At 42.9% G+C, this 25113-nt stretch carries 24 protein-coding genes; 17 read left to right on the forward strand and 7 right to left on the reverse strand.

The window, feature by feature from the left end; all coding sequences use genetic code 11:
- Window positions 1-296: 296 nt before the first annotated feature.
- The 9 genes from H7F25_RS15355 (at window position 297) to rbsB (ending at window position 9748) form a co-directional block, all read left to right on the forward strand.
- Entirely contained in the window at window positions 297-1778 is a 1482-nt protein-coding gene (locus tag H7F25_RS15355) for a spore germination protein (protein WP_024426302.1), read from the forward strand.
- The gene (locus tag H7F25_RS15360) at window positions 1768-2865 is read left to right on the forward strand and encodes a GerAB/ArcD/ProY family transporter (RefSeq protein ID WP_024423672.1); all 1098 of its coding nucleotides are present in this window, start codon (window positions 1768-1770) and stop codon (window positions 2863-2865) included. Before H7F25_RS15355 ends, H7F25_RS15360 begins: the two co-directional genes overlap by 11 nt.
- Window positions 2855-3997: a Ger(x)C family spore germination protein gene (locus tag H7F25_RS15365; protein ID WP_151039788.1), complete on the forward strand. Its 1143-nt coding sequence runs from the start codon at window positions 2855-2857 to the stop codon at window positions 3995-3997. Before H7F25_RS15360 ends, H7F25_RS15365 begins: the two co-directional genes overlap by 11 nt.
- Before the next feature lie 117 nt (window positions 3998-4114).
- Entirely contained in the window at window positions 4115-5101 is a 987-nt protein-coding gene (locus tag H7F25_RS15370; protein WP_024423674.1) for a LacI family DNA-binding transcriptional regulator, read from the forward strand.
- Window positions 5098-5976: a ribokinase gene (gene rbsK, locus H7F25_RS15375; protein WP_185853897.1), complete on the forward strand. Its 879-nt coding sequence runs from the start codon at window positions 5098-5100 to the stop codon at window positions 5974-5976. Before H7F25_RS15370 ends, rbsK begins: the two co-directional genes overlap by 4 nt.
- Entirely contained in the window at window positions 5973-6365 is a 393-nt protein-coding gene (gene rbsD, locus H7F25_RS15380; protein ID WP_185853898.1) for a D-ribose pyranase, read from the forward strand. Before rbsK ends, rbsD begins: the two co-directional genes overlap by 4 nt.
- A gap of 15 nt (window positions 6366-6380) precedes the next feature.
- Window positions 6381-7862, forward strand: coding sequence for a sugar ABC transporter ATP-binding protein (locus H7F25_RS15385; RefSeq protein ID WP_185853899.1), 1482 nt, complete (start codon window positions 6381-6383; stop codon window positions 7860-7862).
- A gap of 1 nt (window position 7863) precedes the next feature.
- Window positions 7864-8817 (forward strand): ribose ABC transporter permease RbsC, encoded by a 954-nt coding sequence (gene rbsC / locus H7F25_RS15390; protein ID WP_024423678.1) that lies wholly within the window; start codon window positions 7864-7866, stop codon window positions 8815-8817.
- Between the two features lie 13 nt (window positions 8818-8830).
- Window positions 8831-9748, forward strand: coding sequence for a ribose ABC transporter substrate-binding protein RbsB (rbsB, locus tag H7F25_RS15395; RefSeq protein WP_024423679.1), 918 nt, complete (start codon window positions 8831-8833; stop codon window positions 9746-9748).
- 36 nt (window positions 9749-9784) lie between these two features.
- Here the strand turns inward: rbsB and H7F25_RS15400 are convergent, their stop codons facing one another.
- Window positions 9785-10402, reverse strand: coding sequence for a flavin reductase family protein (locus H7F25_RS15400; RefSeq protein WP_149126200.1), 618 nt, complete (start codon window positions 10400-10402; stop codon window positions 9785-9787).
- A gap of 58 nt (window positions 10403-10460) precedes the next feature.
- Window positions 10461-11348, reverse strand: coding sequence for an acetoin biosynthesis transcriptional regulator AlsR (gene alsR / locus H7F25_RS15405; protein ID WP_024426309.1), 888 nt, complete (start codon window positions 11346-11348; stop codon window positions 10461-10463).
- A gap of 150 nt (window positions 11349-11498) precedes the next feature.
- Here alsR and alsS point away from each other — a divergent pair, with 150 nt between their 5' ends.
- From alsS to H7F25_RS15430, 5 genes are all read left to right on the forward strand, one after another.
- On the forward strand, window positions 11499-13199 hold the full coding sequence (gene alsS / locus H7F25_RS15410) for an acetolactate synthase AlsS (RefSeq protein WP_149126199.1): 1701 nt from the start codon (window positions 11499-11501) through the stop codon (window positions 13197-13199).
- Between the two features lie 35 nt (window positions 13200-13234).
- On the forward strand, window positions 13235-14005 hold the full coding sequence (gene budA / locus H7F25_RS15415) for an acetolactate decarboxylase (RefSeq protein ID WP_024423683.1): 771 nt from the start codon (window positions 13235-13237) through the stop codon (window positions 14003-14005).
- 152 nt (window positions 14006-14157) lie between these two features.
- Window positions 14158-14634, forward strand: coding sequence for a chromate efflux transcriptional regulator ChrS (locus H7F25_RS15420; RefSeq protein WP_024426311.1), 477 nt, complete (start codon window positions 14158-14160; stop codon window positions 14632-14634).
- A 46-nt stretch (window positions 14635-14680) separates the two neighbouring features.
- On the forward strand, window positions 14681-15232 hold the full coding sequence (locus tag H7F25_RS15425; RefSeq protein WP_051149970.1) for a chromate efflux transporter ChrB: 552 nt from the start codon (window positions 14681-14683) through the stop codon (window positions 15230-15232).
- A complete protein-coding gene (locus H7F25_RS15430; protein WP_024423686.1) occupies window positions 15232-15768 on the forward strand; it encodes a chromate efflux transporter ChrA in 537 nt (178 codons plus the stop codon). The genes H7F25_RS15425 and H7F25_RS15430 overlap by 1 nt, the downstream gene beginning before the upstream one ends.
- A 33-nt stretch (window positions 15769-15801) precedes the next feature.
- On the opposite strand, the gene H7F25_RS15435 is transcribed toward H7F25_RS15430, so the two are convergent.
- Entirely contained in the window at window positions 15802-17121 is a 1320-nt protein-coding gene (locus H7F25_RS15435; RefSeq protein ID WP_149126198.1) for a UDP-glucose dehydrogenase family protein, read from the reverse strand.
- Window positions 17122-17237: 116 nt separating this feature from the next.
- Window positions 17238-17381, reverse strand: coding sequence for a YwzD family small protein (locus tag H7F25_RS15440; protein ID WP_003214884.1), 144 nt, complete (start codon window positions 17379-17381; stop codon window positions 17238-17240).
- Window positions 17382-17567: 186 nt separating this feature from the next.
- On the opposite strand from H7F25_RS15440, the gene H7F25_RS15445 reads away from it, so the two are divergent.
- Together H7F25_RS15445 and H7F25_RS15450 are read left to right on the forward strand one after the other, a co-directional pair.
- Window positions 17568-19175 carry an SWIM zinc finger family protein gene (locus tag H7F25_RS15445; protein ID WP_041115535.1) on the forward strand — a complete coding sequence of 536 codons (1608 nt, stop codon included), beginning with the start codon at window positions 17568-17570 and terminating at the stop codon, window positions 19173-19175.
- Window positions 19162-21939, forward strand: a complete 2778-nt coding sequence (locus H7F25_RS15450) for a DEAD/DEAH box helicase (protein WP_149126197.1) — start codon at window positions 19162-19164, stop codon at window positions 21937-21939. The genes H7F25_RS15445 and H7F25_RS15450 overlap by 14 nt, the downstream gene beginning before the upstream one ends.
- Before the next feature lie 69 nt (window positions 21940-22008).
- Here the strand turns inward: H7F25_RS15450 and H7F25_RS15455 are convergent, their stop codons facing one another.
- From H7F25_RS15455 to H7F25_RS15465, 3 genes are all read right to left on the reverse strand, one after another.
- The gene (locus H7F25_RS15455) at window positions 22009-22797 is read right to left on the reverse strand and encodes a YtvA family blue-light photoreceptor (protein ID WP_039182012.1); all 789 of its coding nucleotides are present in this window, start codon (window positions 22795-22797) and stop codon (window positions 22009-22011) included.
- A gap of 153 nt (window positions 22798-22950) precedes the next feature.
- Entirely contained in the window at window positions 22951-23811 is an 861-nt protein-coding gene (locus tag H7F25_RS15460; protein WP_216100528.1) for a Cof-type HAD-IIB family hydrolase, read from the reverse strand.
- A gap of 402 nt (window positions 23812-24213) precedes the next feature.
- Window positions 24214-24570: a hypothetical protein gene (locus H7F25_RS15465; protein ID WP_041087904.1), complete on the reverse strand. Its 357-nt coding sequence runs from the start codon at window positions 24568-24570 to the stop codon at window positions 24214-24216.
- Between the two features lie 117 nt (window positions 24571-24687).
- Here H7F25_RS15465 and H7F25_RS15470 point away from each other — a divergent pair, with 117 nt between their 5' ends.
- Window positions 24688-25098 (forward strand): YwpF-like family protein, encoded by a 411-nt coding sequence (locus H7F25_RS15470; RefSeq protein ID WP_024423692.1) that lies wholly within the window; start codon window positions 24688-24690, stop codon window positions 25096-25098.
- Window positions 25099-25113 lie beyond the last annotated feature (15 nt).

Consider the following 25113-nt stretch of genomic DNA (forward strand, 5'->3'; position numbering starts at 1 on the left):
AAGGTCACCTCTAAAAAAATCAAGTCATATGCTTATTTTTAGGTCACAAAAAATTGGGATAAGATGTAAATATTTGATCATTTCGGTGTACCTTCTCTTTACGATATTCGCACCTTATGACCTAAACAATGAAACATTATTCATTTGTTTTTATCAAGATTCATCATTTCTTAACATTTTTAATGTGAATTTAGTTGAAAGTTGTCAGCTTATGTCATGCTTTCCCCAAAGGAGACGAATAAAATCCGCTTCTCCGCTTACACTATGGGTAAAAAATCTGTGAGAGGAGGCTAAAGATGCCAAACACCAATGAGCAGACACGCCTGCATTTTTTATCAGGCAGCTTCGAGGAAAAAATCCGTATCCTAAAAAAAACATTTCAGCAAAGCGGCGATTTTGAATACCGAGAGTTAATGGTGAATGAAACAAAATCTGTGCTGTTCTTTATTAAAACAAGAATTGATGAAGGCAAATTAAATGATTTCATTATCGGTAACTTATTAGGCTCTCCTGGAAAGCAGAATTATATAAAGTCTCTTAGCACACTTGAAACAGGCGACTTGACGCTGATCACAGACAGTATTATTGCGGGAAGTATTGCCTTTCTTGATGAAAACTCCTCGCAAATCAAGCTGTTTGCTGTCGGACAGCCGCCGCTGCGCTCTATTACTGAACCGTCTTCTGAAAGTATTATCGCAGGTGCACATGACGGGTTTGTTGAAAGTCTTGATACCAATATCTACTTACTGCGTTCGCATTTAAATGATCGGAAACTCGCCATTCAATATCATAAGGTCGGTACAAAATCGGAAACAAAGCTTGCAACGGTTTATATATCTGATATTGCCAATCAAGAAAAGGTCGAAGAAGTCAACAGACGGATTTCTTCTATTAAAGTAGACACACTGATAAGTCCTGGCTCTATCGTTGAGGCAATTGAGGAAGATTCATATTCTATTTTCCCGCAGCTGATTGATACAGAACGTCCGGACAAGGTAAGATCTGCGATTCTTGAAGGCAGAATAGTCGTACTCATGGATGGCAGTCCAATGGCCATCATTCTGCCTATCACGTTCTTTAGTTTTTTTCAGTCGCCGGATGATTATAACAGCCGCTGGATTCCTGCTACGTTTATTCGTATTCTTCGTTATCTTGCCTGCATCATCGCAGTCATATTGCCATCTTTTTATATTGCGGTTATTGCGTTTCATTATGAGGTTGTCCCAGATGAACTAGCTATTACGATGAAGAACTCTATTATCGGCATTCCCTTTCCTCCATTGATTGAGGCTATGCTGATGGAGATCACAATTGAACTTATACGTGAGGCTGGGGTGCGTCTGCCTAAACCGATCGGGCAGACCATTGGCATCGTAGGAGGTTTGGTTATTGGGGATGCGGTTGTACAAGCAGGACTTATTTCGAATGTCCAAGTGATTGTAGTCGCTGTGACGGCTGTCGCTTCATTTGTACTTCCGTCGTTTGAAATGACGTCCACCATCAGGATGCTTCGTTTCCCGCTCATGTTTATGGCATCGATGTTTGGATTTATTGGCATTTCATTTGGGCTTGCCATTATTCTCATGAATTTATGCCGCCTAGAATCACTAGGGGTGCCATATTTATCACCTGTTGCTCCCTTTAACTGGCAGGACTTAAAAGATACTGTGGTTCGACTCCCAATGTGGATGTACAAAAACCGCCCTGTTTATTTAAATCCGCAAAAGAACAAACAAATTGAACAACTGAGAGGGTGGAAAAAGAAAAATGAAAAATAAAATATCTCCACCTCAAGCTGTTTTTTTTATCATCCAATCTCAAATTGGTGTTGGTATTTTAGCGCTCCCCCATTTGCTAATGAAAGACATGGGACACGATGGCTGGATGGCAATAATTGTCGCGTGTTTTTTTATCCAAATCATCAATACCATTTTTCTTTATATCATCTACAAGTATCCAGAAACGTCATTTTTCCAAGCGCTGATTGAGGTCTTTGGAAAATGGATTGGACGCACCTTGGTCGTGCTCTATACGGTATACTTTGCTTCGGTTTGCATTGTTGTACTTTCTATATTCACAAGGATTCTTGGCATATGGGTGCTCCCGCTCACACCAAACTGGGTGATTAACCTATTACTGATGATATGCATTGTCTATATCGCAAAGGAGCAAATTACAGCCATTGTCAGGTTTAACTTTATCTTAACTCCCTTTTTGCTCATGCTCTCTCTATTGATGTTCTATTCATTGAAAGGAACCAATATTGATTACCTTCTGCCCTTTTTCCAAACAGATATTTCTCAATTTCAGCTTGGATTGAAGGACGTGGTGCTGTCAATGAATGGATTTGAGATGATTTTAATCATCTCTCCACTGATGAAGGGCACCATTAAGGAACGATATAAAGTGATGACCATTTCAAATATATGCACGACGCTTTACTACCTATTTATTACATTAATTTGTTTTATGTTTTTCAGCCCAGCTGAGCTTGATGTTATCCCGAATCCTGTTTTGTATCTATTAAAAACCATTACATTCGGTGTCATTGAGCGCACGGATTTAATTTTTCTAAGCTTTTGGGTCTTTGTCATTTTAGCCACACTGAGTAATTATCTGTACTTTTGTGCAAATGGTGTGTCCAGTATGCTGAAGAAAAAAAATCACAAAAAATATGTCTACTATTTTGCCATTTTGATTTATGCTGCAAGCTGTTTTCTTTCAACTGATAACTTTAGAATTCAGCGCTTCAATGACTTTACTACCGCTGCACAATATTCATTTATATACACACTTCCGATCATGATGGCCGTTATCATCTTTATCAAACACCGCAAAAAGAAGGTGAAATCACATGCATCATAGGTACATATTGACACTGCTTATGTGTGTTTCCCTCATTTTCATGCCTGGCTGCTGGGATCAAAACCTATTAAAAGACATCTCTCTCGTATTAACTTCAGCTGTTGATCAAGGAGAGGATGACAATGCGAGATATTCGATTACCTATCGAAAGGTGCAGCAGTCTCAAAGTATGCAGCAAGGGAATTCAGGCAGCTATTTAACCACTGTTCTCACAACCGATGCGCCTACTTTAAGAAAAGCAAGAAGCAACTTTAGCCGGAGTGTAGACCAAAAAATTGATATGTCTAAAATGAGGGTCCTGCTGATCGGTGATGAATTTGCCCAAAACCGGCTGCTCCCTTACTTAGATATGTTTTATCGCGATCCCAAAAGCCCTTTGCTCGCAAACTTGGCAGTGGTGCAAGGCGGGAGTTGTGTGGACTTAATCAATTCTCTGCTCAAGGAAAAACTCATTGTGAGCGACTATTTAAACAACCTGATCACTTCTGCATCACGCTCCTCACAAGTTGCACCTAAGAACATTCAAAATATCCGGTCCAAAATGCTGCAAACCGGCGAGGATTTCACACTGCCATTACTCTACTACGATAAATCAAAAAAGTTAACGAGTGTAAGGGGGGTCGCCTTATTTGATAATGAGAAAATGAAAGGAGAACTTTATGCGCAAGATGCCATTCTGCTCACCATCATGGATGGAAAAATGGGCAGTTATGCAAACTTCACAAAAAAAGTAAGAAGTGATATGAAATCAAAGGAGAACAATTACATCAGCATTCAAGTTACCGATACAAAAAGAGACATTAAAATCGTCAATCCTGATCATCGAAACGTAACCTTCTCTCTTGAGTTTGAATTCAATACCTCTGTTATTGAATATCCGAAAGATAATTTAGATACAGACAAGAAAATTGAAATGCTAAATAAAAGGCTGTCAGCTATTTTGACTAAAGATGCCGAAAGAGTCATTGCGGCCCTGCAAGAAGCAAATTCTGACGTCCTAAGCCTTGGCAGAAAATATAGGGTAAAACACTATGATGAATATATGAAAATGAACTGGGTCACCGATTATCCGAAGGTGAAAATCATTCCAAAAGTGAAAGTGAACATTACACAAACAGGTATTATTAGTTAAGAAAAGGAAGAAGCCTTCTTTCTTTTCTTTTTTTATTTTTTTTAGATTGTCATTTCGATGCTTTCGTGATAATCTATGTGTGTAAACGGTTACACATTCATGAAGGGAGGCTCTCCATTGGCTACAATTAAAGATGTCGCAAAAGCTGCACAAGTGTCTGTTGCCACTGTTTCACGCGTGCTCAATGATACTGGATATGTTCATTCAGATACGAAAACTCGCGTGACGCAAGCGATGCAGGAGTTGAACTACTTTCCCAATGAAGTGGCTAGATCCCTTTTCAAAAGAGAATCACGCTTAATCGGCTTAATCTTGCCTGATATCACAAACCCCTTCTTTCCTCAGCTTGCTAGAGGCGTTGAGGATGAGATTCATGCGCACGGTTTTCGGTTATTATTCGGAAACAGTGATGAAGATCGAGAGAAAGAAATGGCATACTTGCAAACCTTTAAACAAAATCAAGTGGTCGGTGTCATCGCGGTCACAAATGAACCTGAGTCAGATATATACAATGATGATGATCTGCCTGTTGTGTTTTTAGATCGAACAGTTCCACATGCACCTTCTGTTTTTGCAGATGCTGCAGCTGGCGGGAAAATGGCGGCAATGGAATTAATCAGACGCGGTAGCCGGCAGATCACACTGTTAAAAGGACCTGCCCATCTGCAAACAGCGCGGCAGCGATTCAAAGGCGCACTCGATGTTCTCACGGAAACAGGTGTCGACTTTCATGTGATGTCTAATGCTTCCTTTTCCTTTCAAGAAGCTCGAAAAAGTGCCAAGGCCCTTTTCCAGCTGTACCCAGAAACAGATGGGATCATTGCCAGCAATGATATCGTCGCAACAGCGGTCATCCATGAAGCGCTTCGAATCGGAAAAGCGATTCCAGGAGACGTTCAAATCATTGGATTTGATGATATTCCGCAAAGTGAGCTGCTCTTCCCTTCCTTATCGACCATAAGGCAGCCCGCCTATGAGATGGGAAAAGAAGCGGCACAGCTGTTAATCAAAGCGATTCAGAAACAACCGATAGATCAACCAGTTATTCAAATGCCCGTCTCTTTTATTGAACGAGAGACCACAAGAAAGGTGGATTCACAATGAGTCATATTGTTGTAGTAGGAAGCTGTTCAATGGATTTAGTCGTCACTTCAGATAAACGGCCAAATGCCGGTGAAACGGTTTTAGGCGAATCGTTTAAAACGGTCCCAGGCGGGAAAGGTGCCAATCAGGCAGTCGCAAGCGCCAGACTCGGTGCCGATGTATATATGGTCGGCCGAGTTGGTGATGACGCTTATGGCCATGATATTCTCAGCAATTTACAAGCACAAGGTGTCCGTACCTCATATATGAAACCGGTTACCGAAATGGAGAGCGGCACAGCTCATATCATTTTAGCAGAAGGTGATAACAGCATTGTAGTGGTCAAAGGGGCAAATGACGAGGTTACTCCTGACTATGTAAGTACTGCTCTTTCTACAATTGATGATATTGAGATGGTTCTCATCCAGCAGGAAATACCTGAAGAAACGGTCGAAGCGGTCTGCGCCATTTGCAGTGAAAAAGAAATCCCTGTCATTTTAAACCCTGCACCAGCCCGTAAAGTATCGAAGCAGGTTTTAGATCAGGCTGCTTACATTACACCGAATGAACATGAAGCTGTTCTGATGTTTGATGGTCTGCCAATTGAAGATGTCTTGCGTCAATACCCCAACAAATTACTAGTCACAGAAGGAAAAAATGGGGTTCGATACTTTGATGGAACGAAAGACGTGTTGGTTCCAGGCGTTCCTGTCGAAGCAGTCGATACAACAGGAGCTGGCGATACTTTTAACGGAGCCTTGGCTGTCGCTCTAACAGAAGGCAAATCCCTCTATGACGCACTTGCCTTTGCCAACCTTGCAGCATCAATGTCCGTCACAAAGTTTGGCGCACAAGGCGGCATGCCAACAAGAGAAGAATTGGAGAAAAAGAAATGAAAAAAAACGGCATCCTAAACAGCCATATCGCCAAGGTGCTTGCTGACCTTGGCCACACAGATACAATCGTTATCGCAGACTGTGGTCTCCCTATCCCAGAAGGTCCAGTCAAAATCGACCTGGCGTTATCAATCGGCACACCATCCTTTCAGGAGGTCACCTCCCTCCTTCTTCAGGAAATGGCCGTTGAAAACATCACTGTAGCTAGTGAAATCAAAGAAGCCAATGAACGAGATCATTTATTTCTTAAGAAAGCGCTCTCAAAAGCGTTACATGAAGTAGACCACGAGACGTTCAAAGACATGACCAAACAGGCAAAAGCAGTCATTCGAACGGGTGAAGCCACCCCATACGCAAACTGCATTCTTCATGCCGGTGTCATCTTTTAAAAGGAGGAGCCAGATATGAACATAGAGATGCATAACATCCATAAGGCTTTTGGAAAAAACACCGTTCTCTCCGGGGTCTCCTTTGACCTCGTCACAGGTGAAGTCCACGCACTCATGGGTGAAAATGGTGCGGGAAAATCAACTTTAATGAATTTGCTTACAGGTCTTTATTCTTTAGATCAAGGAACGATACAAATCGACGGGAAAGAAACCGCTTTCAAAAATCCGAAGGAAGCGGAGCAGCACGGCATCGCCTTCATTCATCAGGAGCTCAACATATGGCCGGATATGACCGTCTTGGAGAATCTATTCATCGGGAAAGAAATCTATACGAAACTCGGACTGCTAGATACTAAGAAAATGAAGACCCTCGCCCAAACGCAGCTGGACCGTTTGTCTGTGAATCTCTCACTTGAACAAGAGGCAGGCAGCTGTTCTGTTGGACAAAAACAGATGATTGAGATTGCAAAAGCATTAATGACCGATGCAAAGGTCATCATCATGGATGAGCCGACAGCAGCTCTTACGGAACGGGAAATCGAGAAGCTCTTCCAGGTCATTGAATCTCTCAAAAAAGAAGGCGTTTCCATTGTCTATATTTCTCACCGTATGGAGGAAATCTTCGCCATCTGTGACCGGATTACGATCATGCGTGATGGGAAAACGGTCGATACGAAAGCCATACCTGAAACGAATTTCCATGAAGTCGTCAAAAAAATGGTCGGCCGTGAATTGACAGATCGATATCCTGAGCGAACGCCTTCTACAGGAGACATTGTCCTTGAGGTGAAACAAGCAACGAGAAAAGGACAATTTCAAGATATCAGCTTCTCAGTTAAAGCTGGAGAAATCGTTGGTGTTGCAGGCTTAATGGGTGCTGGCCGGACCGAAATGATGCGGTCGCTCTTTGGCCTTGATCCTCTTGCTCAAGGAGAAATATGGGTTCATGGAAAAAAGGCTGTTATTAAAAAACCAAGTGATGCCGTCAAGCTCGGCATCGGCTTTATCACAGAGGATCGCAAGGATGAAGGATTGATGCTTGATGCATCCATCCGAGAAAACATCGGTCTGCCAAACTTAAAAAGCTTCTCTCCAAAGGGATTGATTGATAAGAAAACAGAACAGGATTTTGTCGACCTTCTCATCAAACGACTGACGATTAAAACGGCTTCCTCTGACATCTCTGCCCGAAGCCTGTCTGGGGGAAATCAGCAAAAAGTCGTCATTGCCAAATGGATCGGCATACAGCCGAAGGTCTTGATTTTAGATGAACCGACACGAGGAGTCGACGTCGGAGCGAAACGAGAAATCTATCAGTTAATGAATGAGCTGACCGATCGAGGCGTTGCCATTTTAATGGTCTCCTCTGAGCTCCCAGAGATACTCGGGATGAGCGATCGAGTGCTCGTCATTCATGAAGGAACCATCAGCGGAGAATTAGACAAAGCAGAAGCAACGCAGGAACGAATTATGACACTAGCTACAGGAGGGAAGTAACATGAAACCACTTACTTCTAATGGACGATTTGATCACATCATGCAAAAGCTTGGGCCATTCTTAGGACTCATCATCCTTGTCGCCATTGTTTCTATTTTAAACCCGGCCTTTTTAGAGCCATTAAACATCTTAAACTTACTGAGACAAATCTCCATTAATGCCCTCATTGCCTTTGGCATGACGTTTGTTATTTTAACTGGAGGTATTGATTTATCAGTCGGTGCTATTCTTGCACTGTCCAGTGCCCTGACTGCCGGCTTTATCGTTTCTGGCATGGATCCGATTTTAGCCATTATCGTCGGCTGTATCATCGGTGCTGTTCTTGGGATGATCAACGGTCTTTTAATCACAAAAGGCAAGATGGCTCCATTTATCGCAACGCTTGCCACGATGACAATTTTCAGAGGTTTGACACTCGTTTATACAGACGGAAACCCGATTACTGGGCTTGGCTCTAACTATGCCTTTCAGTTATTCGGCCGCGGATATTTCTTAGGCATTCCTGTTCCAGCGATTACGATGCTTCTCACCTTTATCGTACTTTGGGTACTGCTTCATAAAACACCTTTCGGCAGAAGAACATATGCCATCGGCGGGAATGAAAAAGCGGCTCTCATCTCAGGAATCAAAGTACCACGCGTGAAAATTATGATCTATTCATTAGCAGGCTTCATGTCTGCCTTAGCAGGTGCGATCTTAACATCTCGCCTAAATTCAGCGCAGCCAACAGCTGGTACGTCCTATGAGCTTGATGCCATTGCTGCCGTCGTACTTGGCGGAACAAGCCTGTCCGGTGGAAGAGGACGAATTGTCGGCACACTCATCGGGGTGCTCATTATCGGTGTCCTGAACAATGGTATGAACTTACTTGGCGTTTCATCATTCTATCAATCTGTTGTGAAAGGGATTGTCATCTTGATTGCAGTCCTATTAGACAGAAAGAAATCTGCTTAAGGAGGCAGCCGCTATGAAAAAATATCTTATTCTCATCCTGACTCTCTCATTGTTCATGCTTTCTGCCTGCTCACTTGAACCGCCGGAGTGGGCCAAGTCATCAAAGGATGGCAAGAAAAAGGACATCAAAATTGGGCTGTCGATCTCGACGTTAAATAACCCATTCTTCGTTTCTCTGAAAAACGGTGTGACAAAAGAAGCGAAAAAGCTAGGCATTGAAGTCGTGATTGCAGATGCACAAAATGATTCAGCTAAACAAACAAGTGATGTTGAAGACCTTATTCAGCAAGGCGTCGACGCATTGCTCATCAACCCAGCGGATTCATCTGCCATATCAACCGCTGTCGAATCAGCAAACGCTTCTGATATACCTGTCATCACATTAGACCGCTCAGCCGAAAGTGGAAAGGTAGAAGCACTTGTCGCCTCAGATAACGTCAAAGGCGGAGAAATGGCAGCAAAATTTATCATTGACAAGGTTGGCAAAGGAGCAAAAGTCGCTGAATTAGAAGGCGTACCAGGCGCTTCCGCTACACGTGAGCGTGGAAAAGGATTCCATCAAATAGCGGATAAAGATCTAAAAGTGACAGCAAAACAAGCTGCCGACTTCGACCGGACAAAAGGACTGAATGTCATGGAAAACCTCCTTCAAGGAAACCCTGACATCAAAGCCGTTTTTGCCCACAATGATGAAATGGCACTTGGCGCACTAGAAGCGATTCAAAGCTCTGGGAAAGACATTCTTGTCGTTGGCTTTGACGGAAACGAAGATGCACTCAGCTCAATCAAAGCAGGAAAGCTCTCTGCAACAGTCGCGCAGCAGCCTGAGCTGATCGGTCAACTGGCAGTCGGTGCTGCAAACGACGTATTAAAAGGGAAAAAAGTACAAAAGAATATCGCAGCTCCACTCAAACTAGAACAGAAGAAATAAACAGAAAACCCCCGATTTCCCTCGGGGGTTTTCCTATTACTGTGGTCTTTTCAGCACAAATGACGTGCCTAAATGGGCATAATCATTACCTGCTAGGCGAGCAACTGGTTTCAGTTCATTAGTAGAAACATAGCCTTTTTCTGCATCATAAACACCCTCATCTAAATGTGCACATACAACCCGTCCAATGATATGATCGACCGTGATCTCCCCTTCATCATTTTGAAAGGTCAGATGTTTTTCCAGCTGACATTCAAATCGAATGCGTGCTTCCTTGATCCCCGGCACTGAAATGACATGACTTTCTACTTGATGAAGACCGGTTCGTTCCAGCTCACTCTCTTCAACCGGCAGCGTAGCAGCTGTTTCATTAATATCTTCTATGATGGCTTCATCACTCACATGAACAACAAACTCTTCCCTATCGATGATATGCTGCGCAGTATCTTTCATCTGACCATCACGTCGTCCGATAGAAACCGCAATAAGCGGCGGGTGTCCGCTGATGACATTAAAGAAACTAAATGGTGCGGCATTGACAACATCTTCTTTAGACAGACTTGTAATAAACGCTATCGGTCTTGGAACGATAGAACCAGATAATAATTTATATGCCTCTTTTCGTGACAGCTGATCCATTTGCAATGTAATCAATTCGGTACGCCTCCTTTTAATGTAACGACATCATACCATAACCCGTTCCCTATACATCTTATTCCAGCTCGGTGCGATGCAGGATATGGTGAACAAGATGAAATAAAGCAGGATTATGATTTTCCCGTCTATAGGAAATCGTCCATTCCGCCAGAAGCTGTTCATCCTCAATGGCCCGATATACAACATCCAGATTAAATAAACGCCGGGCTGATTTTGGAATCACTGCAATACCGATCCCTGCTGTGACGAGGCCAATGATCATTTGATATTCCGCTGCTTCCTGCACGATATTTGGAGAAAACCCGTACTTTTCACATAGCAGGACAAAGTGCTGATAAAGAGACGGCCATGATTCCTGTGATAAAGAAATAATCGGTTCATGACGGATATCTTCAATCGCGACCGTCTCTTTATTAGCCAAACGATGATTTTTTGGAATCGCAAAAATACATTCACTTTGCTTCATCAAACGACTCACTAATTCTTCATGCGGCGATGTAGGATGTAAAAAACCGATATCAATCTCACCATTTAAAAGTGCCTCTAGCTGCTGCGGAACAGAAAGCTGCTGCAGCTCAATACTGACAGAGGGATACAGCTCCCTGAATTCACGTACAACGGGCGGCAGAATATCGTACGTCGCCGTTCCAACAAAACCTATGATGATTTTCCCCAGCTCTCCTCTTGCTGTATGACGGGCATGATCAACGGCTTTATCAAGCTGCTGCAGCACTCCCCGAACCTCATGTAAAAAGACCTTTCCAGCTGCTGTTAGCTCCACCACCCGCTTCGACCGGTGAAATAAAGGAAAACCCAATTCTTCCTCAAACTGCTTAATTTGCTGACTAAGTGGAGGCTGTGTCATATTCAACCGCGCGGCTGCTCTGCCAAAATGCAGCTCCTCCGCTACTGTGACAAAATATTGCAAATGTCTCAGTTCCATCCTTTCACTCCTCACACACTTATTCGTGAAACATATCAAAACCACGTTAAACATATATTGGAAAATTTATTTTATGAAATGTATAGTAAATCATATCATGAAAATATATTTTCATAAAAAATTTTACTTGCCGAAAGGAGTGCGGGGTAAATGAAATCTCAAGCACAACCCCTAACAAGACGAGGAGCAGAGTTGATTGTTGATACGCTGATTGCTCAAGGTGTGACCCATGTTTTTGCGATTCCAGGTGCAAAAATTGACGCTGTATTTGATGTATTAAAAGACAGAGGTCCAGAGCTTGTCCTATGCAGACACGAACAAAATGCAGCCTTTATGGCAGCTGCTGTCGGACGATTAACCGGCAAACCAGGTGTTTGTCTCGTCACATCAGGTCCTGGTGCATCTAATTTAGCAACAGGTCTATTAACAGCCAATACAGAAGGTGATCCTGTTGTCGCAATCGCCGGAAACGTCATTCGTGCAGATCGTCTGAAACGAACACATCAATCACTCGACAATGCGGCATTATTCAAACCAGTCACAAAATATAGCGTTGAAGTACAAGACGTTCATAATATACCAGAAGCATTAACGAATGCTTTTCGCGCGGCACAAAAAGGGCAGGCTGGAGCAGCATTTATCAGCTTTCCACAAGATGTCGTGACAGAACACACCACACAAACACCAGTGTCTGCTCACCCTTCTCCAGAATTAGGTCCTGCACCAGATGCTCTCATCAGTTCGGCTATCGCCAAAATTCAAAATGCACACTTACCTATTGCGATTGTGGGAATGAAAGCTAGTCGTCCAGCTGCTGCAAATGCCACAAGAGCATTATTAAAAACACTTGGTATCCCATTTGTTGAAACGTACCAAGGAGCCGGCGTTCTCTCAAGAGAGCTCGAGTCTCAATATGTAGGCAGAATCGGCTTATTCCGTAATCAGCCGGGTGATCTTCTCATTGAACATGCAGATGTCATTTTGACCATTGGCTTTGATCCAATTGAATATGATCCGAAGCATTGGAATCTTCAGCCGCAGCAGCGTCAGATCATCCATGTTGATGACATGCAGGCAGATATTGACCATTTTTATGAGCCAGCGCTTGAGCTTGTAGGCAATATTTCTGAAACCGTCAAACATCTAGCGCATGACAGTGTTCCCCTTTCTCTAAGCAAAGAGAACATAGAATTCGTCACTGAATTACAGGAACTATTAAGCGACATCGAAAAGACACCAGAAAGAGAAAGTCATCGATCTCACCCTCTGGATGTCATTCATACATTGAGACGTCTGATTCCTGATGACACGAAGGTCACGTGTGATATCGGATCTCACGCGATTTGGATGTCCCGTCACTTCCGCGTCTATGAACCGAACTCATTCCTGGTGAGTAACGGCATGCAAACATTAGGCGTCGCATTACCATGGGCAATTGCGGCTTCTATCATGAATCCAGATGAAAAGATTATCTCGGTCTCAGGTGATGGCGGTTTTCTCTTCTCCGCAATGGAGCTAGAAACAGCAGTCCGGAAGAAAACAAACCTCGTTCACCTTGTTTGGAACGACAGCACATACGACATGGTCGCGTTCCAGCAGGAAATGAAATATGACCGTACATCCTGCGTTGAATTCGGGCAGATCGATTTAGTGAAATATGCGGAAAGCTTTGGAGCGACTGGACTAAGGGTCAACTCACCTGAGGAGCTTTCAACCGTCCTTCAAAAGGGTATAAACATAGAAGGACCCGTGATTATTGATATTCCGATTGACTATCAAGACAACCCTGACCTCGCCAGTCAAAAATGGCCAGAAGTCTTTCGCAAAAAACATGCAATGAACGTTAGATAAGACTTCGATACATTACATTAAAGGAGTGAGCGGTTATGGGTATGATGCACCCAATGAATCAACAGAATGACACAAGACAGCATGACAAACAGCAAGAGGTCTATCAAGTATCAACAATGACCTCCCTGCTGGAAGCCGTATATGATGGAGATTTCTCCCTCGCACATATTCCTGAACACGGTGATTTTGGCATCGGTACATTCAATCAATTAGATGGAGAGCTGATCGGCTTTGACGGCGCATTCTACCGGCTGCGCTCGGACGGAACAGCGACACCGGTCACCAATCAAGATTATTCACCATTCTGCTCTCTAGCATTCTTTGAAACAGATATCGTTCATCGAATTGATGCACCTATGACGTCTAAAGAACTTGAAGAAGAAATCGACCGCATTTTACCAAGTAAAAATATCTTTTATGCGGTCCGCATTGATGGATCATTCAAAAAGGTTCAAACACGTACGGTTGAAAAACAGGAAAAACCTTACGTTCCAATGGTAGAAGCAGTCAAGTCTCAGCCTATTTTCGACTTCGAGGATATTCAAGGCACGATCGCAGGCTTCCGTACACCGCAGTATGCACATGGCATTGCGGTGAGTGGATATCATCTTCATTTTATTGATGAAGATCGAAGTGTTGGCGGACACGTATTTGATTACACCGTTGATCAAGTCACCATCCGCATTTCTCAAAAACGCCATATGAATTTACACCTGCCAAATACGCAGGAATTCTTCCAAGCAGACATTGATCGTGCTGATCTTGCACAGCAAATTGCCAGTGCAGAAAGCAGCCCGGATCAATAAATGAAGACACCCCGATGAGATCGGGGTGTTTTTTTATGCACAAAGATGTTTTCTCGCACGTAATGTTTTCGTTTCGATACCAAAATAGAAATCATCCATTCTATTCGTAATAAAATATGATAGAATATCAACAGAAGAAAGGTGGTTATACGGTGTCAAAAGACTATAGCATTCCAAACCTAACATTAGACGAAAGAGATAAACAAATTTTATCCCTATTACACGAGGATGGGCGCATGTCTTATACAGATCTCGGCAAACAGGTCGGTCTGTCACGTGTTGCCGTACAAGCCCGCATTCAGCAGCTCATTGAAGCAGGAGTCATTGAACGATTCACCGCTGTAATTAACCCCGCGAAGGTCGGCATTCATGTCTCTGTCTTCTTTAATGTAGAGGTAGAGCCGAAATTTTTAGAAGCGGTAGCCCTTCAGCTTGAAAAGGAAACGGCTGTCACAAGCCTTTACCACATGACAGGACCAAGCAAGCTGCATATGCATGGCATTTTTCAACATGAACAGGAAATGGAGACTTTCCTGACAAAAAAGCTATACCCGCTAGAAGGCGTTGTCAGTGTGGACTGCCAAATGCTCATTAAACGATACAAAAGCCGCATGGGCATGAAATTGTAGACAGGAGTTGAACCACTTGCAATCATATATCGAACTCATTATCGCTATGGTGCGAACCGGTATTCTCGGTTTTGGCGGAGGCCCTTCCGTCATACCGCTTATTCGCCATGAAGCGGTGGTGAAATACCAATGGATCAACGATGACGAATTCGGAGAAACACTCGCCATCGCCAATGCATTACCAGGCCCGATCGCTACGAAAATGTCAGCATACCTCGGCTATCGATTAAAGGGCGTATCTGGCGCAATTGTCGCCACAGCTGCTCATATTTTACCAACATGTCTCGCCATGGTAGCCCTTGTTACACTTGTCAGCGTTTTAAGCTCCTCACAAATCATTCAAAATATGATTGGCGCTGTGACCCCTGTCATTGCTGTTCTGTTAGGTATCATGGCATATGAGTTTGGACAAAAAGCGCTGAAAGGCTTCGGCATGATCTTCGGGATCGTTCTATTTCTTCTTGCCTTTATTGGGCTGCAAGTGCTGTCCATTCATCCAGGAATTATTGTCATGATCTTTTTACTTTATGGCGCCTTTCATTTTAAACTGAAAAATCGCTGGAATCGGCCAAATAAAGAGAAAGGAGTGTCTTCATGATGCTGATTCTCTTTTTATTCTGGGCATTCTTTTTATCCAATCTATTAGGATATGGCGGTGGCCCTGCATCCATCCCGCTCAATTATGAAGAAATCGTCAATCATTTTCATTGGATGACGAACGAAGGATTCTCCAATATGCTGGCTTTAGCCAATGCACTGCCGGGGCCAATCGCTACGAAGATTGCAGCATATGTCGGCTATGACGTCATGGGCTGGCCAGGCTTTATCGTGGCACTGCTTGCAACTGTCCTGCCATCCGCTGTTGGGCTGATTTTATTGCTCAAGCTGATTGACCGCTTTCGTCAATCTCCCGTCGTAAAAGGCATGACCTTATCCGTTCAGCCTGTCATTGCGATGATGATGCTTTTATTAACATGGGAAATCGGCGGAGATGCTGTGAAAGCCATCGGCTGGACGCAATCGCTCGCCATTGCTGCGATCTCCTTTTTCTTGATGACCAAATTCAAGCTGCACCCTGCTTTTCTGATTGTGGCTGCATTTTTATATGGCGGATTCATTCTGCCGCATTCATAAAAACCGATAACATTCACTGTTATCGGTTTTCTTTTACATATAAATTGGAGAAACTGATCTGCGCCCAATCGAATGATACTCGACCCCTGCTTGTTCTGCCTCTTCAAGTGTATGACAGTTTCGTCCATCGAAAATAAGCGGCCGCTTCATCCATTTCTTATAGGAAGCGAGTGGAAACGACTGAATATCCGCCCACTCTGTTAATAGACAGACCGCATCGGCATCCTTGATCGCTTCCTCAATCGTTTGAGCAAATAAGACTTGATCCGGCAGCTCGCGAGCTGCATGCCGGGCAGCAACAGGATCATATGCCACAAGCTCCGCACCTAATTGATGGAGCTCATGAGCGATCGGAATAGATGGCGCCTCCCTCATATCATCTGTATTCGGTTTAAAGGACAGACCAAGAAGCGCAATTCGCTTCCCTTCAAGAGCTGCCCCCAGCCGCTCCTGAATATTGCGGATAAAACCTGCTCGCTGCTCATTATTTACTTTGATGACAGCCTTTAACAGCTCAAAATCATGGGACACATGCCCTGCAATTTGGACAAGGGCATTTGTATCTTTTGGAAAACAAGAACCTCCGTAGCCAATGCCCGCTCTGAGAAAGGAAGAACCGATCCGCTGATCTAGCCCCATTCCCTGCGCCACCCATTCAACATCAGCCCCTGTTTTTTCACAAATGGAGGCAATCTCATTCATAAAGCTGATTTTTGTCGCAAGAAATGCATTTGATGCGTACTTGATCATTTCAGCACTTTTACGGTCTGTTTTCACCAATGGAAGGTGGAAATCAGCATACATGTCCTCTAACTTGTCTAATACGGCTTTTGTTTCAGCTCCAATCACTAGCCGATCCGCCCTCAATGTATCTGAAATGGCAGAGCCTTCCCGTAAAAATTCTGGGTTAGATGCAATCGCTAGTGGCTCCTTCCGTCCTAATTCTTGATGGATCAACTGATCGATTTGATCCCCCGTTCCGACAGGCACTGTACTTTTCACCACAAGAATCGCCCCTGACTTTGCTTTTAAGCCCATCTCTTTTGCAGCCTGAAACACATACTGTAAGTCAGCTTGGCCATCTGCCTGCTGCGGGGTGCCGACTGCAATCATTAACACATCTGCCTGCGGGTAGGCTTCCGCTCCATTTATGTGAAAATGAATTCGTCCCTGCTCAAGGTTGCGCTTCAATAGCTCTTTTAACCCTGGCTCATACATTGGGGGGGTTCCCTGTTTCAGCTGCATGACCTTTCGGCGGTCAATATCAATACACGCCACATCATGACCTGCCTCCGCTAAACACACACCTGTCACAAGCCCCACATACCCACAGCCTGCAATCGCAATATTCATGACTCCATCAGCTCCCCATACTCCTTATGCTTGTAATGACATCGTATGCCGGGAGCGTTCATTCCATTCTTAAAAGCATACAAAAACCCCCTGCCATCACTAGCAGGGGGTCACTTTTATGAAACAAGACCATTTCGAATATGAGCAATCAGATTTTCAAGCATTTCTTTTGTTGTGACATCATTTGAATTTTCACCAATATCATGAGCGTACATCAAAATCTTTAAAAACTCTTCTTGATTTAAACCCTTATTATCCATGTCTGTATCCTTTCGATTCCACTAATTTCATTATTATATGCTGTAAGGTTGGTTTATGCAATACTCTATTACATCATTCGACAGCTTTTGAAATTTATGACCATTTTCATGAAAAACTTTTTTATAAATCCCCATTGAGCTATAATAAAAGAATTGGAATCTTTTACTTGGTTAGGAGCGGATCAAATGCTTCAGCACAACATCAACGAAGAAGAAATCAAACAAACAGCCGAACAGATCAAAGAACTTCTTCCTGCAACAGATGAAAACAAACAACTCATCAAAAAAGCATTGATTACTTATAGACAGGACAGCGTATATCGGCTCAAGCAAGAGTCTGATACCGAATGGTCAGCTTATGTACATGATGTCGTGGCAGCAAGAGTCCACCTTCATGTGCTGTTTCCTGTGAGAAGCAGCTGCTCATGTCCAGCAGATGGACTTTGTAAACACATTCTTGCTGTCTTCTTTTCGCTATACGCTCAAGTAGAGAGTGTGACCGGGTTTACAGAACATTGGTCAGAAAAGGATGAATTACAGCGCAGCAAAGAACTGATTCGCCAGCACTTCCAAGTGAAGCGCCCAGACGAACAATCACTCCAAAGCTGGCTGACTTTTTTCCAAGAGGAATTTAACCTCTGGCTGAAACGGACACCGAAGCACCAGCAAACACCGCAGCATTTATATTACGGCTATTTATCGATCCTAAAAAAACACGCACCTGCTTCACCTGAATTCAAGAGCTTGTATGCAATTCATACGTCGATCGATGTATGGCTGAGGCTTCATGAACTCGTCGACCTCGGCCGGCTTGATGCCGAAAAAGACTTTTATTCCATGAATCCCTATGTAGAACAGCTCATGAACACCATTTTCGATTCAGTGGATCATTTGAAGACATACGCCCTTTCCTTTTCCCTCGATCCGTTTCTTGAAAACACACCAACTGCCGTTCGCACACTTCTTCAAATCAATGGACCTTTCCAGCATGAACGAGTAGCGGTCTTTATGGAGATTTGGGGCACCATATTAAATAGAGGGAAATGGGTCAAAAAAGAAACAGAATTACTAAAGAACGCCCAGAAGAAAGAACAAACGGTTGAACGTACCATCGGGCTGATGCACATGGATTATTTACTGAAAGAAGACGAAAGCCTCTTTCAGCAATTACAGCTGCTTAATGCGGATATGCTGCCAAATGTGCTCAATTGGCTGAAGGATCTCACAAACCGAAAGGACTGGAAGCGGCTCAAGCTCTGGTATCATGAAATCACCTATATATTAGAGGAATATTGCCAGCTCGACCTTTCCTACAGAGAACTGCGGGGAGCCGTCAGTGATTTCTTCTTTTATTTAGATGCATACTTTAAGCAAACGAAGGATCATCATTTATATGAACGTTATCTCCAAATCTGTATGCCCTATGCGTTTACAGAATACAGTCAGCTCTTGTATGCACAGCAGCGTTATGCGGAATGGATTGAGATTCACAGCCTTGTTGGTTTCTCCATTAGTGAACTGGAGAAGGATTTGATCAAACAGATTGCAAAAGAGGAGCCGGAAGCCCTCATTCCATCGTACCACCGTGAAATCTCACTTCTTCTCGATCAAAAGAATCGAAGTGCTTATCGAGAGTCTGTGAAAATGCTGAAGAAACTGCGCACGCTTTATCATAAAACGAAAAAAACCGTGATCTGGGAAAGGTATGTAAAGCAGCTGCAAGATTCAACAAAACGGCTGCGTGCGTTCCAAGAGGAAATGAAGAAAGGAAAATTGATTGATGACACGCCATAAACAAATTGTCATTCATGCAGAACAAACTGAAGATTTCTCTTTCACCATTTCAGCGCAAGCAGAGGACGGACACCCTGTTCCGCTTAATGAAATGAAGAGGCAGCTTTTCCAATGGCACGAATCTTCTTTCTACGGAACATTTTTAGAAGATGTCAGCTTTATTGGCACTCCTGCCTTTCTGTTAAGCCCTTGGATGACCGTTGAATTGCTAGGAAAAAATTCATTTAATACGTTTAGTCATGTGACATTAACGGATGAAACGGAACCACTGATGAAGACTGCCTCCACCATTTACGAATTCATCGAGGACGAAGATTTCGTTCCCGATTATGAGGCGTGGACAAAAGGCGAGCTTCGGTTTAAAGATAAAGAAGGCCTATTAGATGGTTATACGGCTGATTGGTTCTCCTTTGCTGTACAGGATTACATTCAGTATGATGATGCCTTGCAGCACAAATGGGAACTCATGAACGCACAATCGCCTGCGCTCTCAACCTTCCAAGGACATTTTCTAGATGAGCAGGATTTCTTGGAGACGATTGGCTGGATAGATGATGAGACGCCGTTCACTGTCGGCTTGCGCTTAAATGAACCGGATTTTGACGGAGATGATTGGAAAATCGAATTGTTTTTGCGGGACAAGAAAAACAGTGACCTTCACTTTTTTGAAGGCATTCGTTCATTGAAAAGGTCTTGGCATCCGTATCAAGATAAAATTTCAAGAGAGCTGGAACGATTCAGTCAAATCGTCCCTTGGCTTTCTTTCACATCTGGCACCACACTTATGTCAGAAGAAGAAGCATGGCTCTTCCTATCTGAAGCAAGTGAAACACTTGTCAATATGGGCATTGAGATTCTGCTCCCATCGTGGTGGCAAATTGTTAAAGACAGCACGATGATGTTAAAAGCAAGGATTTCTTCGACACCGCGAGGCGAATCGCATGTCGGAATGGACGCATTAATGGACTTTAATTGGCGCTTTGCTACAAACGGCATTGAACTGACAGAAGATGAGTTCAACGAACTTGTCCAAAGCAAACGGCGCCTTGTCAACATTCGAGGACAATGGATCAAAATAGACCCGACCTTCATTCAGCAAATGAAAAAGTGGATGGAGCGTGCCGAAAATGAAGGGCTTCACATGTCTGATATTTTGTCACGCGAACTGGCAGATCAAGAAGCTTCCTCTGAATCGATTCCAGAACTACTAGACAGTTCAGCATTTGCCCATATTCAATTTGAACTTTCATCGCAATTAAGAGGGCTTGTCCACCAATTAAATGATTCGCACGAGCTGCCTTCTTACGAAATGAGTGAGTCCTTCAAAGGCACACTGCGTCCGTATCAGCAGCATGGCGTGAATTGGCTTTTATTTTTAAGATCTCATGGATTTGGGGCTTGTTTAGCAGATGATATGGGTCTTGGAAAAACGATTCAAATGATCGCGTATTTCACGTATTTGAAGGAGCAGGAGCAAAATGCCGCTCCCTCTCTCATCATTGCGCCGACCTCTGTTTTAGGAAACTGGCAGCGAGAGCTCGAAACATTCGCACCACATTTGAAGGTTGCCCTGCATTATGGCCCATCGCGTCCACAGGGAGAGGACTTCACAAAAGCATACGAGTCAACAGATATTGTTCTGACGTCTTATGGACTCTCACATTCTGATCGTGATGAATTAACGGCAGCAAAGTGGAATACCATTTGCTTAGACGAAGCCCAAAACATCAAGAACGCCCATACGAAACAATCGAGAGCGATTAGACAGCTCAAAGGACAGCATCACATTGCCCTTAGCGGGACACCAATGGAAAACCGTTTGACAGAGCTTTGGTCCATATTCGACTTCGTCAACAAAGGATATCTCGGCAGCCTGACCAGCTTCCATAAAAAGTTCGTCCTTCCGATTGAAAAAGACCGTGAAGAAAAAAGAATTGAACAGCTCCAGCAGCTGATCAAACCATTTTTATTAAGACGAACAAAACAAGATGAAGAGGTTGCCCTGAACCTGCCTGAGAAACTCGAAGAAAAAGAATTCATTCCGCTCTCCGCTGAGCAGGCGTCTTTATATGAACAGCTCGTGAAGGATACATTTGAACACATGGCATCATTAACAGGGATGCAGCGAAAAGCCATTATTTTAAGTATGCTTGGCAGACTCAAACAGATTTGTGATCACCCTGCGCTCTATTTAAAAGAGAGCGGAACAGATGTGAAACTGCTGAAACGTTCGTTAAAAATGGATAAACTCGCAGAGCTGTTAAAAGTGATACATGAGCAAGGAGAAAGCTGTCTCATCTTTACGCAGTATATTGAAATGGGCAACATGATCAAGCAGCTGGCAGAAAAGATGTTTGGAGAACCAGTCCAATTTTTAAATGGCAGCCTCTCAAAACAAGAGCGGGACAAAATGGTGGACCACTTCCAGAAGAAAGAATTCAACATCTTAATTCTCTCTTTAAAGGCAGGAGGAACAGGACTCAACCTAACCGCCGCAAACCATGTCATTCACTACGATAGATGGTGGAATCCTGCTGTGGAAAACCAAGCGACAGACCGAGCTTATCGGATTGGACAAAAACGATTTGTTCACGTCCATAAGATGATCACAACGGGCACAATCGAGGAAAAAATCGATCAAATGCTCGAAACAAAACAAACATTAAACGATCAAATTATCCAAAGCGAAAGCTGGATTACAGAGCTATCGACAAACGAACTAGAAGACTTATTTACCTTAAGTGCCGCCGCTCAATCATCTTAATCACAGCAAAAAGAGGACTTTTCTCAAGTTTCATGAAAAGTCCTCTTTTTTATTTGATATAAACGTAAGCTAAATGTTCAGTTTTTTCAATGCAGATTTCACATTCATATACGTATTTAATTCACGGAAGTCCTCTCTCATTTCCCCCATTTTCATGGCAAGATTCGGTTTAATTCCTGTCACAATGAGTTCAGTACCCGTCATTAAAATCAAATCGTTCAGCTTAAAGATCGCATCTGCCACAAATGAATCCACTTCTAATAATCCGGACAGATCGACAATAAAATAATCATCCTTGGATTGAGAGATATAGGTGGAGACCGTTGAAATGATCTTATCAAATCTTGGCGCTGTTAATGTACCAATGATCGGTAACACAGAGATCCCATCTTTCACAGGAACGATTGGGACAGAAATATTCAGCACTTCATCAATTGATTGCTCAAGAAGCTCTTGCTGTTCCTTCTCTTTCGTGACATCCTTTTGCAGACCAACGAAATAAAGACGTTTCCCTTCATTTTCGTCAATCCAAAGTGGAGCGACACTTAACTCGTTCCAAAACATTTGTCCAGATTTTTTATAATTTTTCAGCTGAACAGTGACAGCCTCTTTGTTCTCAATGGCTGTTCTAATTTGTTTGAGAGCGATTTGTTCAGTTTCATCTCCCTGAAGGAAACGACAATTCCTCCCCAATACTTCGATTTCTTGATAGCCTGTCATATCTAAAAAGCCCTTGTTCACATATATTAAAGGATTATCAGGTAAAGACGGGTCCGTCACCGTCAGGCCAACCTGAGTATAGTCCAAGGCTTCCTTGATTAAATGCAGATTTTCGGACTTATAAGATTCCAGCGCCATTCGTTTACTCTCCTTATTTTCCTTACAAGCGGGTTATATTCTTAATTAAATTATATGATGTTCCACATCATGTGTAAATAGAAGTGGTTCTGAATTCCTCTTTTGTAGAATGCGCTTCATCCTATGTGATTTATACCGCGACATCTGATTCATCTATTTCAAAAGGTGCCGGATCATATGCGCCACTCCATGTTTATCGTTTGATAACGTGACGTGATCAGCGATTTCTTTTATATCCTGCCTCGCATTCCCCATCGCAACCCCAACACCAGCAGCTCGAAGCATCGATTCATCATTTAAACTGTCTCCTACAGCCGCTGCCCTACTTAAAGGAATACCTAGTCTTTCTGCCAGCCTTGTTAATGCCTGCCCTTTAGACGCGTGCTTTGAACCAATTTCAAAGTTATGATCAGCCGAACTGACCAATGTTAAATCTAAATCATCACCAAACATATCCCATCCGGCTTTCAATCTGTCCTGAAAGAAAGAAAAACCTAAGATGTTGTAAAATGAAAGCTTTCGATCCTCACGAAACAATTCTTTATATGTATCAATATAAGAAAAACCTGACTGGCTGTATTGAACTTCTGCCGCTTGCTTTAAGACATTTTGATCCGTTTCTGGATTTGCACTTTTTAAACGGTCCATTTCAATCGCAAGAAGCTCTCTGCCGCGATTCGTTGTGAAAATGGCTTCGTTTGTAAAGACTTCATAATAATAATCACGTTCTTCCAGCCATGACAATATGTGTTTAGCCTTTTCTTCTTGTAAAGCAGCTGAATGGTACACTTGTCCAGTTGGATCATGAATCACAGCTCCATTGGCACTAATCACCCATGTATTCATACCAAGCTGGTCAAAAATAGACTTCACATCAAAATACGCTCTCCCTGTTGAAACGACAACCTCAATTCCATTCGCAGCTGCTTCCTTTAATGCCTGCTCGTTTTCCTGACTCACTTTGTGTTCACTGTTCAATAAAGTGCCATCTAAATCCGTTGCGATTAATTGAATGTTTGTCATCGTTCTCTCCTTTTTGTCTTTATTTTCAACCGATATCCCGTTAACAAAATCCATCATCATTATGTAATGAGTATCCACCATTTGCAAGAGCTGATCGGTTAAACAGTGAATAAAAGAGTATCCGGCCACGCATTATGACCGGATACACACAAAGGGGATTCATAAGGGGACACATGACCTATACAAAGAAGCATTGGTTCTATTACGCAGTGTTCATATGCACAAGGCAGCATCTATCAGCTTTAGCTAGAGGGGGGCTGTCAGATGATAGACGTTACCTTTTGATCGGGACTTGCCTCCTTTCCTTTCAGCTACCCCTAGTCTACGAAGAAAGGCCTGATGTGACAAAACTTGAAAATAGCAAAATAGGCCTTCAAATTCTCTATATCCTCATTAATTTCTGTTTTTTACCGCTTGCGTATAAAACATCATCTTGTTTTGTTTGATGAAATACTTATTTTTCATAAATTGATAAAAAATATCTGAATGAATCCAATTACTAGAAGGCATGTGAATATAATCAGATCCGTCCCACGCAAACCAATAAAAACAAAGCCGGCCATCATGAACCGACAGCTGAAACTCAAAGCAGTCCATTTGATCCTCAGTGACATATTGAAACGTGAGTGACTCTCCTTCTTCCATATAGACATCACAAAATGAAAGAATGTCTCCCCACGAATAAACACGTATATCACTCTTTGCCTTCTCCTCGCCAATATGAATATTTCTCAATTGATAGGACTCCATAAAACATCTCCTTTCACTCATGTGCAGCTAGTTCTAAGCAGGCAGCGGTTTCATTTATACAGATGTTGTATGCTATAATAATACTTACGAATAATGAACGCTTGTGAGGTGATAAATATGAAAACCTTTAGGCTGATTGATTTAAAAATTGAACTTGATCCACAGCAAGATAAAATGTCCAGTATTCCCCTTCGTGACGGTTTAATCATTAATAAAGAAGACGGTGAAAATCACTGGATGATTGAAGCACTCATTCCAAAGAAACATAGACAGGTGTTTGAGGTACTCTTTCAGCAGCACACAGAAGTGAAGATTCTTGTAACGATCACTAAAGAAAACAACCGCCCTGTTCATCTATCTGTCCAAGTCAAAAACATCGTTGCCTTAGAAGAAAACATTTCTGTGTTACTCGATGGTAAAATGATTACAAATCGTTACAGAACAGAAACTGAAGAAGTATTAAAAGACCTCGTCAAAGAGGGGCTGTCAGGAGAAAAACTACTGGATGCTTTTAAACAAAACACATAAAAAAGAGCGGGATCA

Source organism: Bacillus sp. PAMC28571 (assembly GCF_014250435.1).
Taxonomy (GTDB): domain Bacteria; phylum Bacillota; class Bacilli; order Bacillales; family Bacillaceae; genus Bacillus; species Bacillus safensis.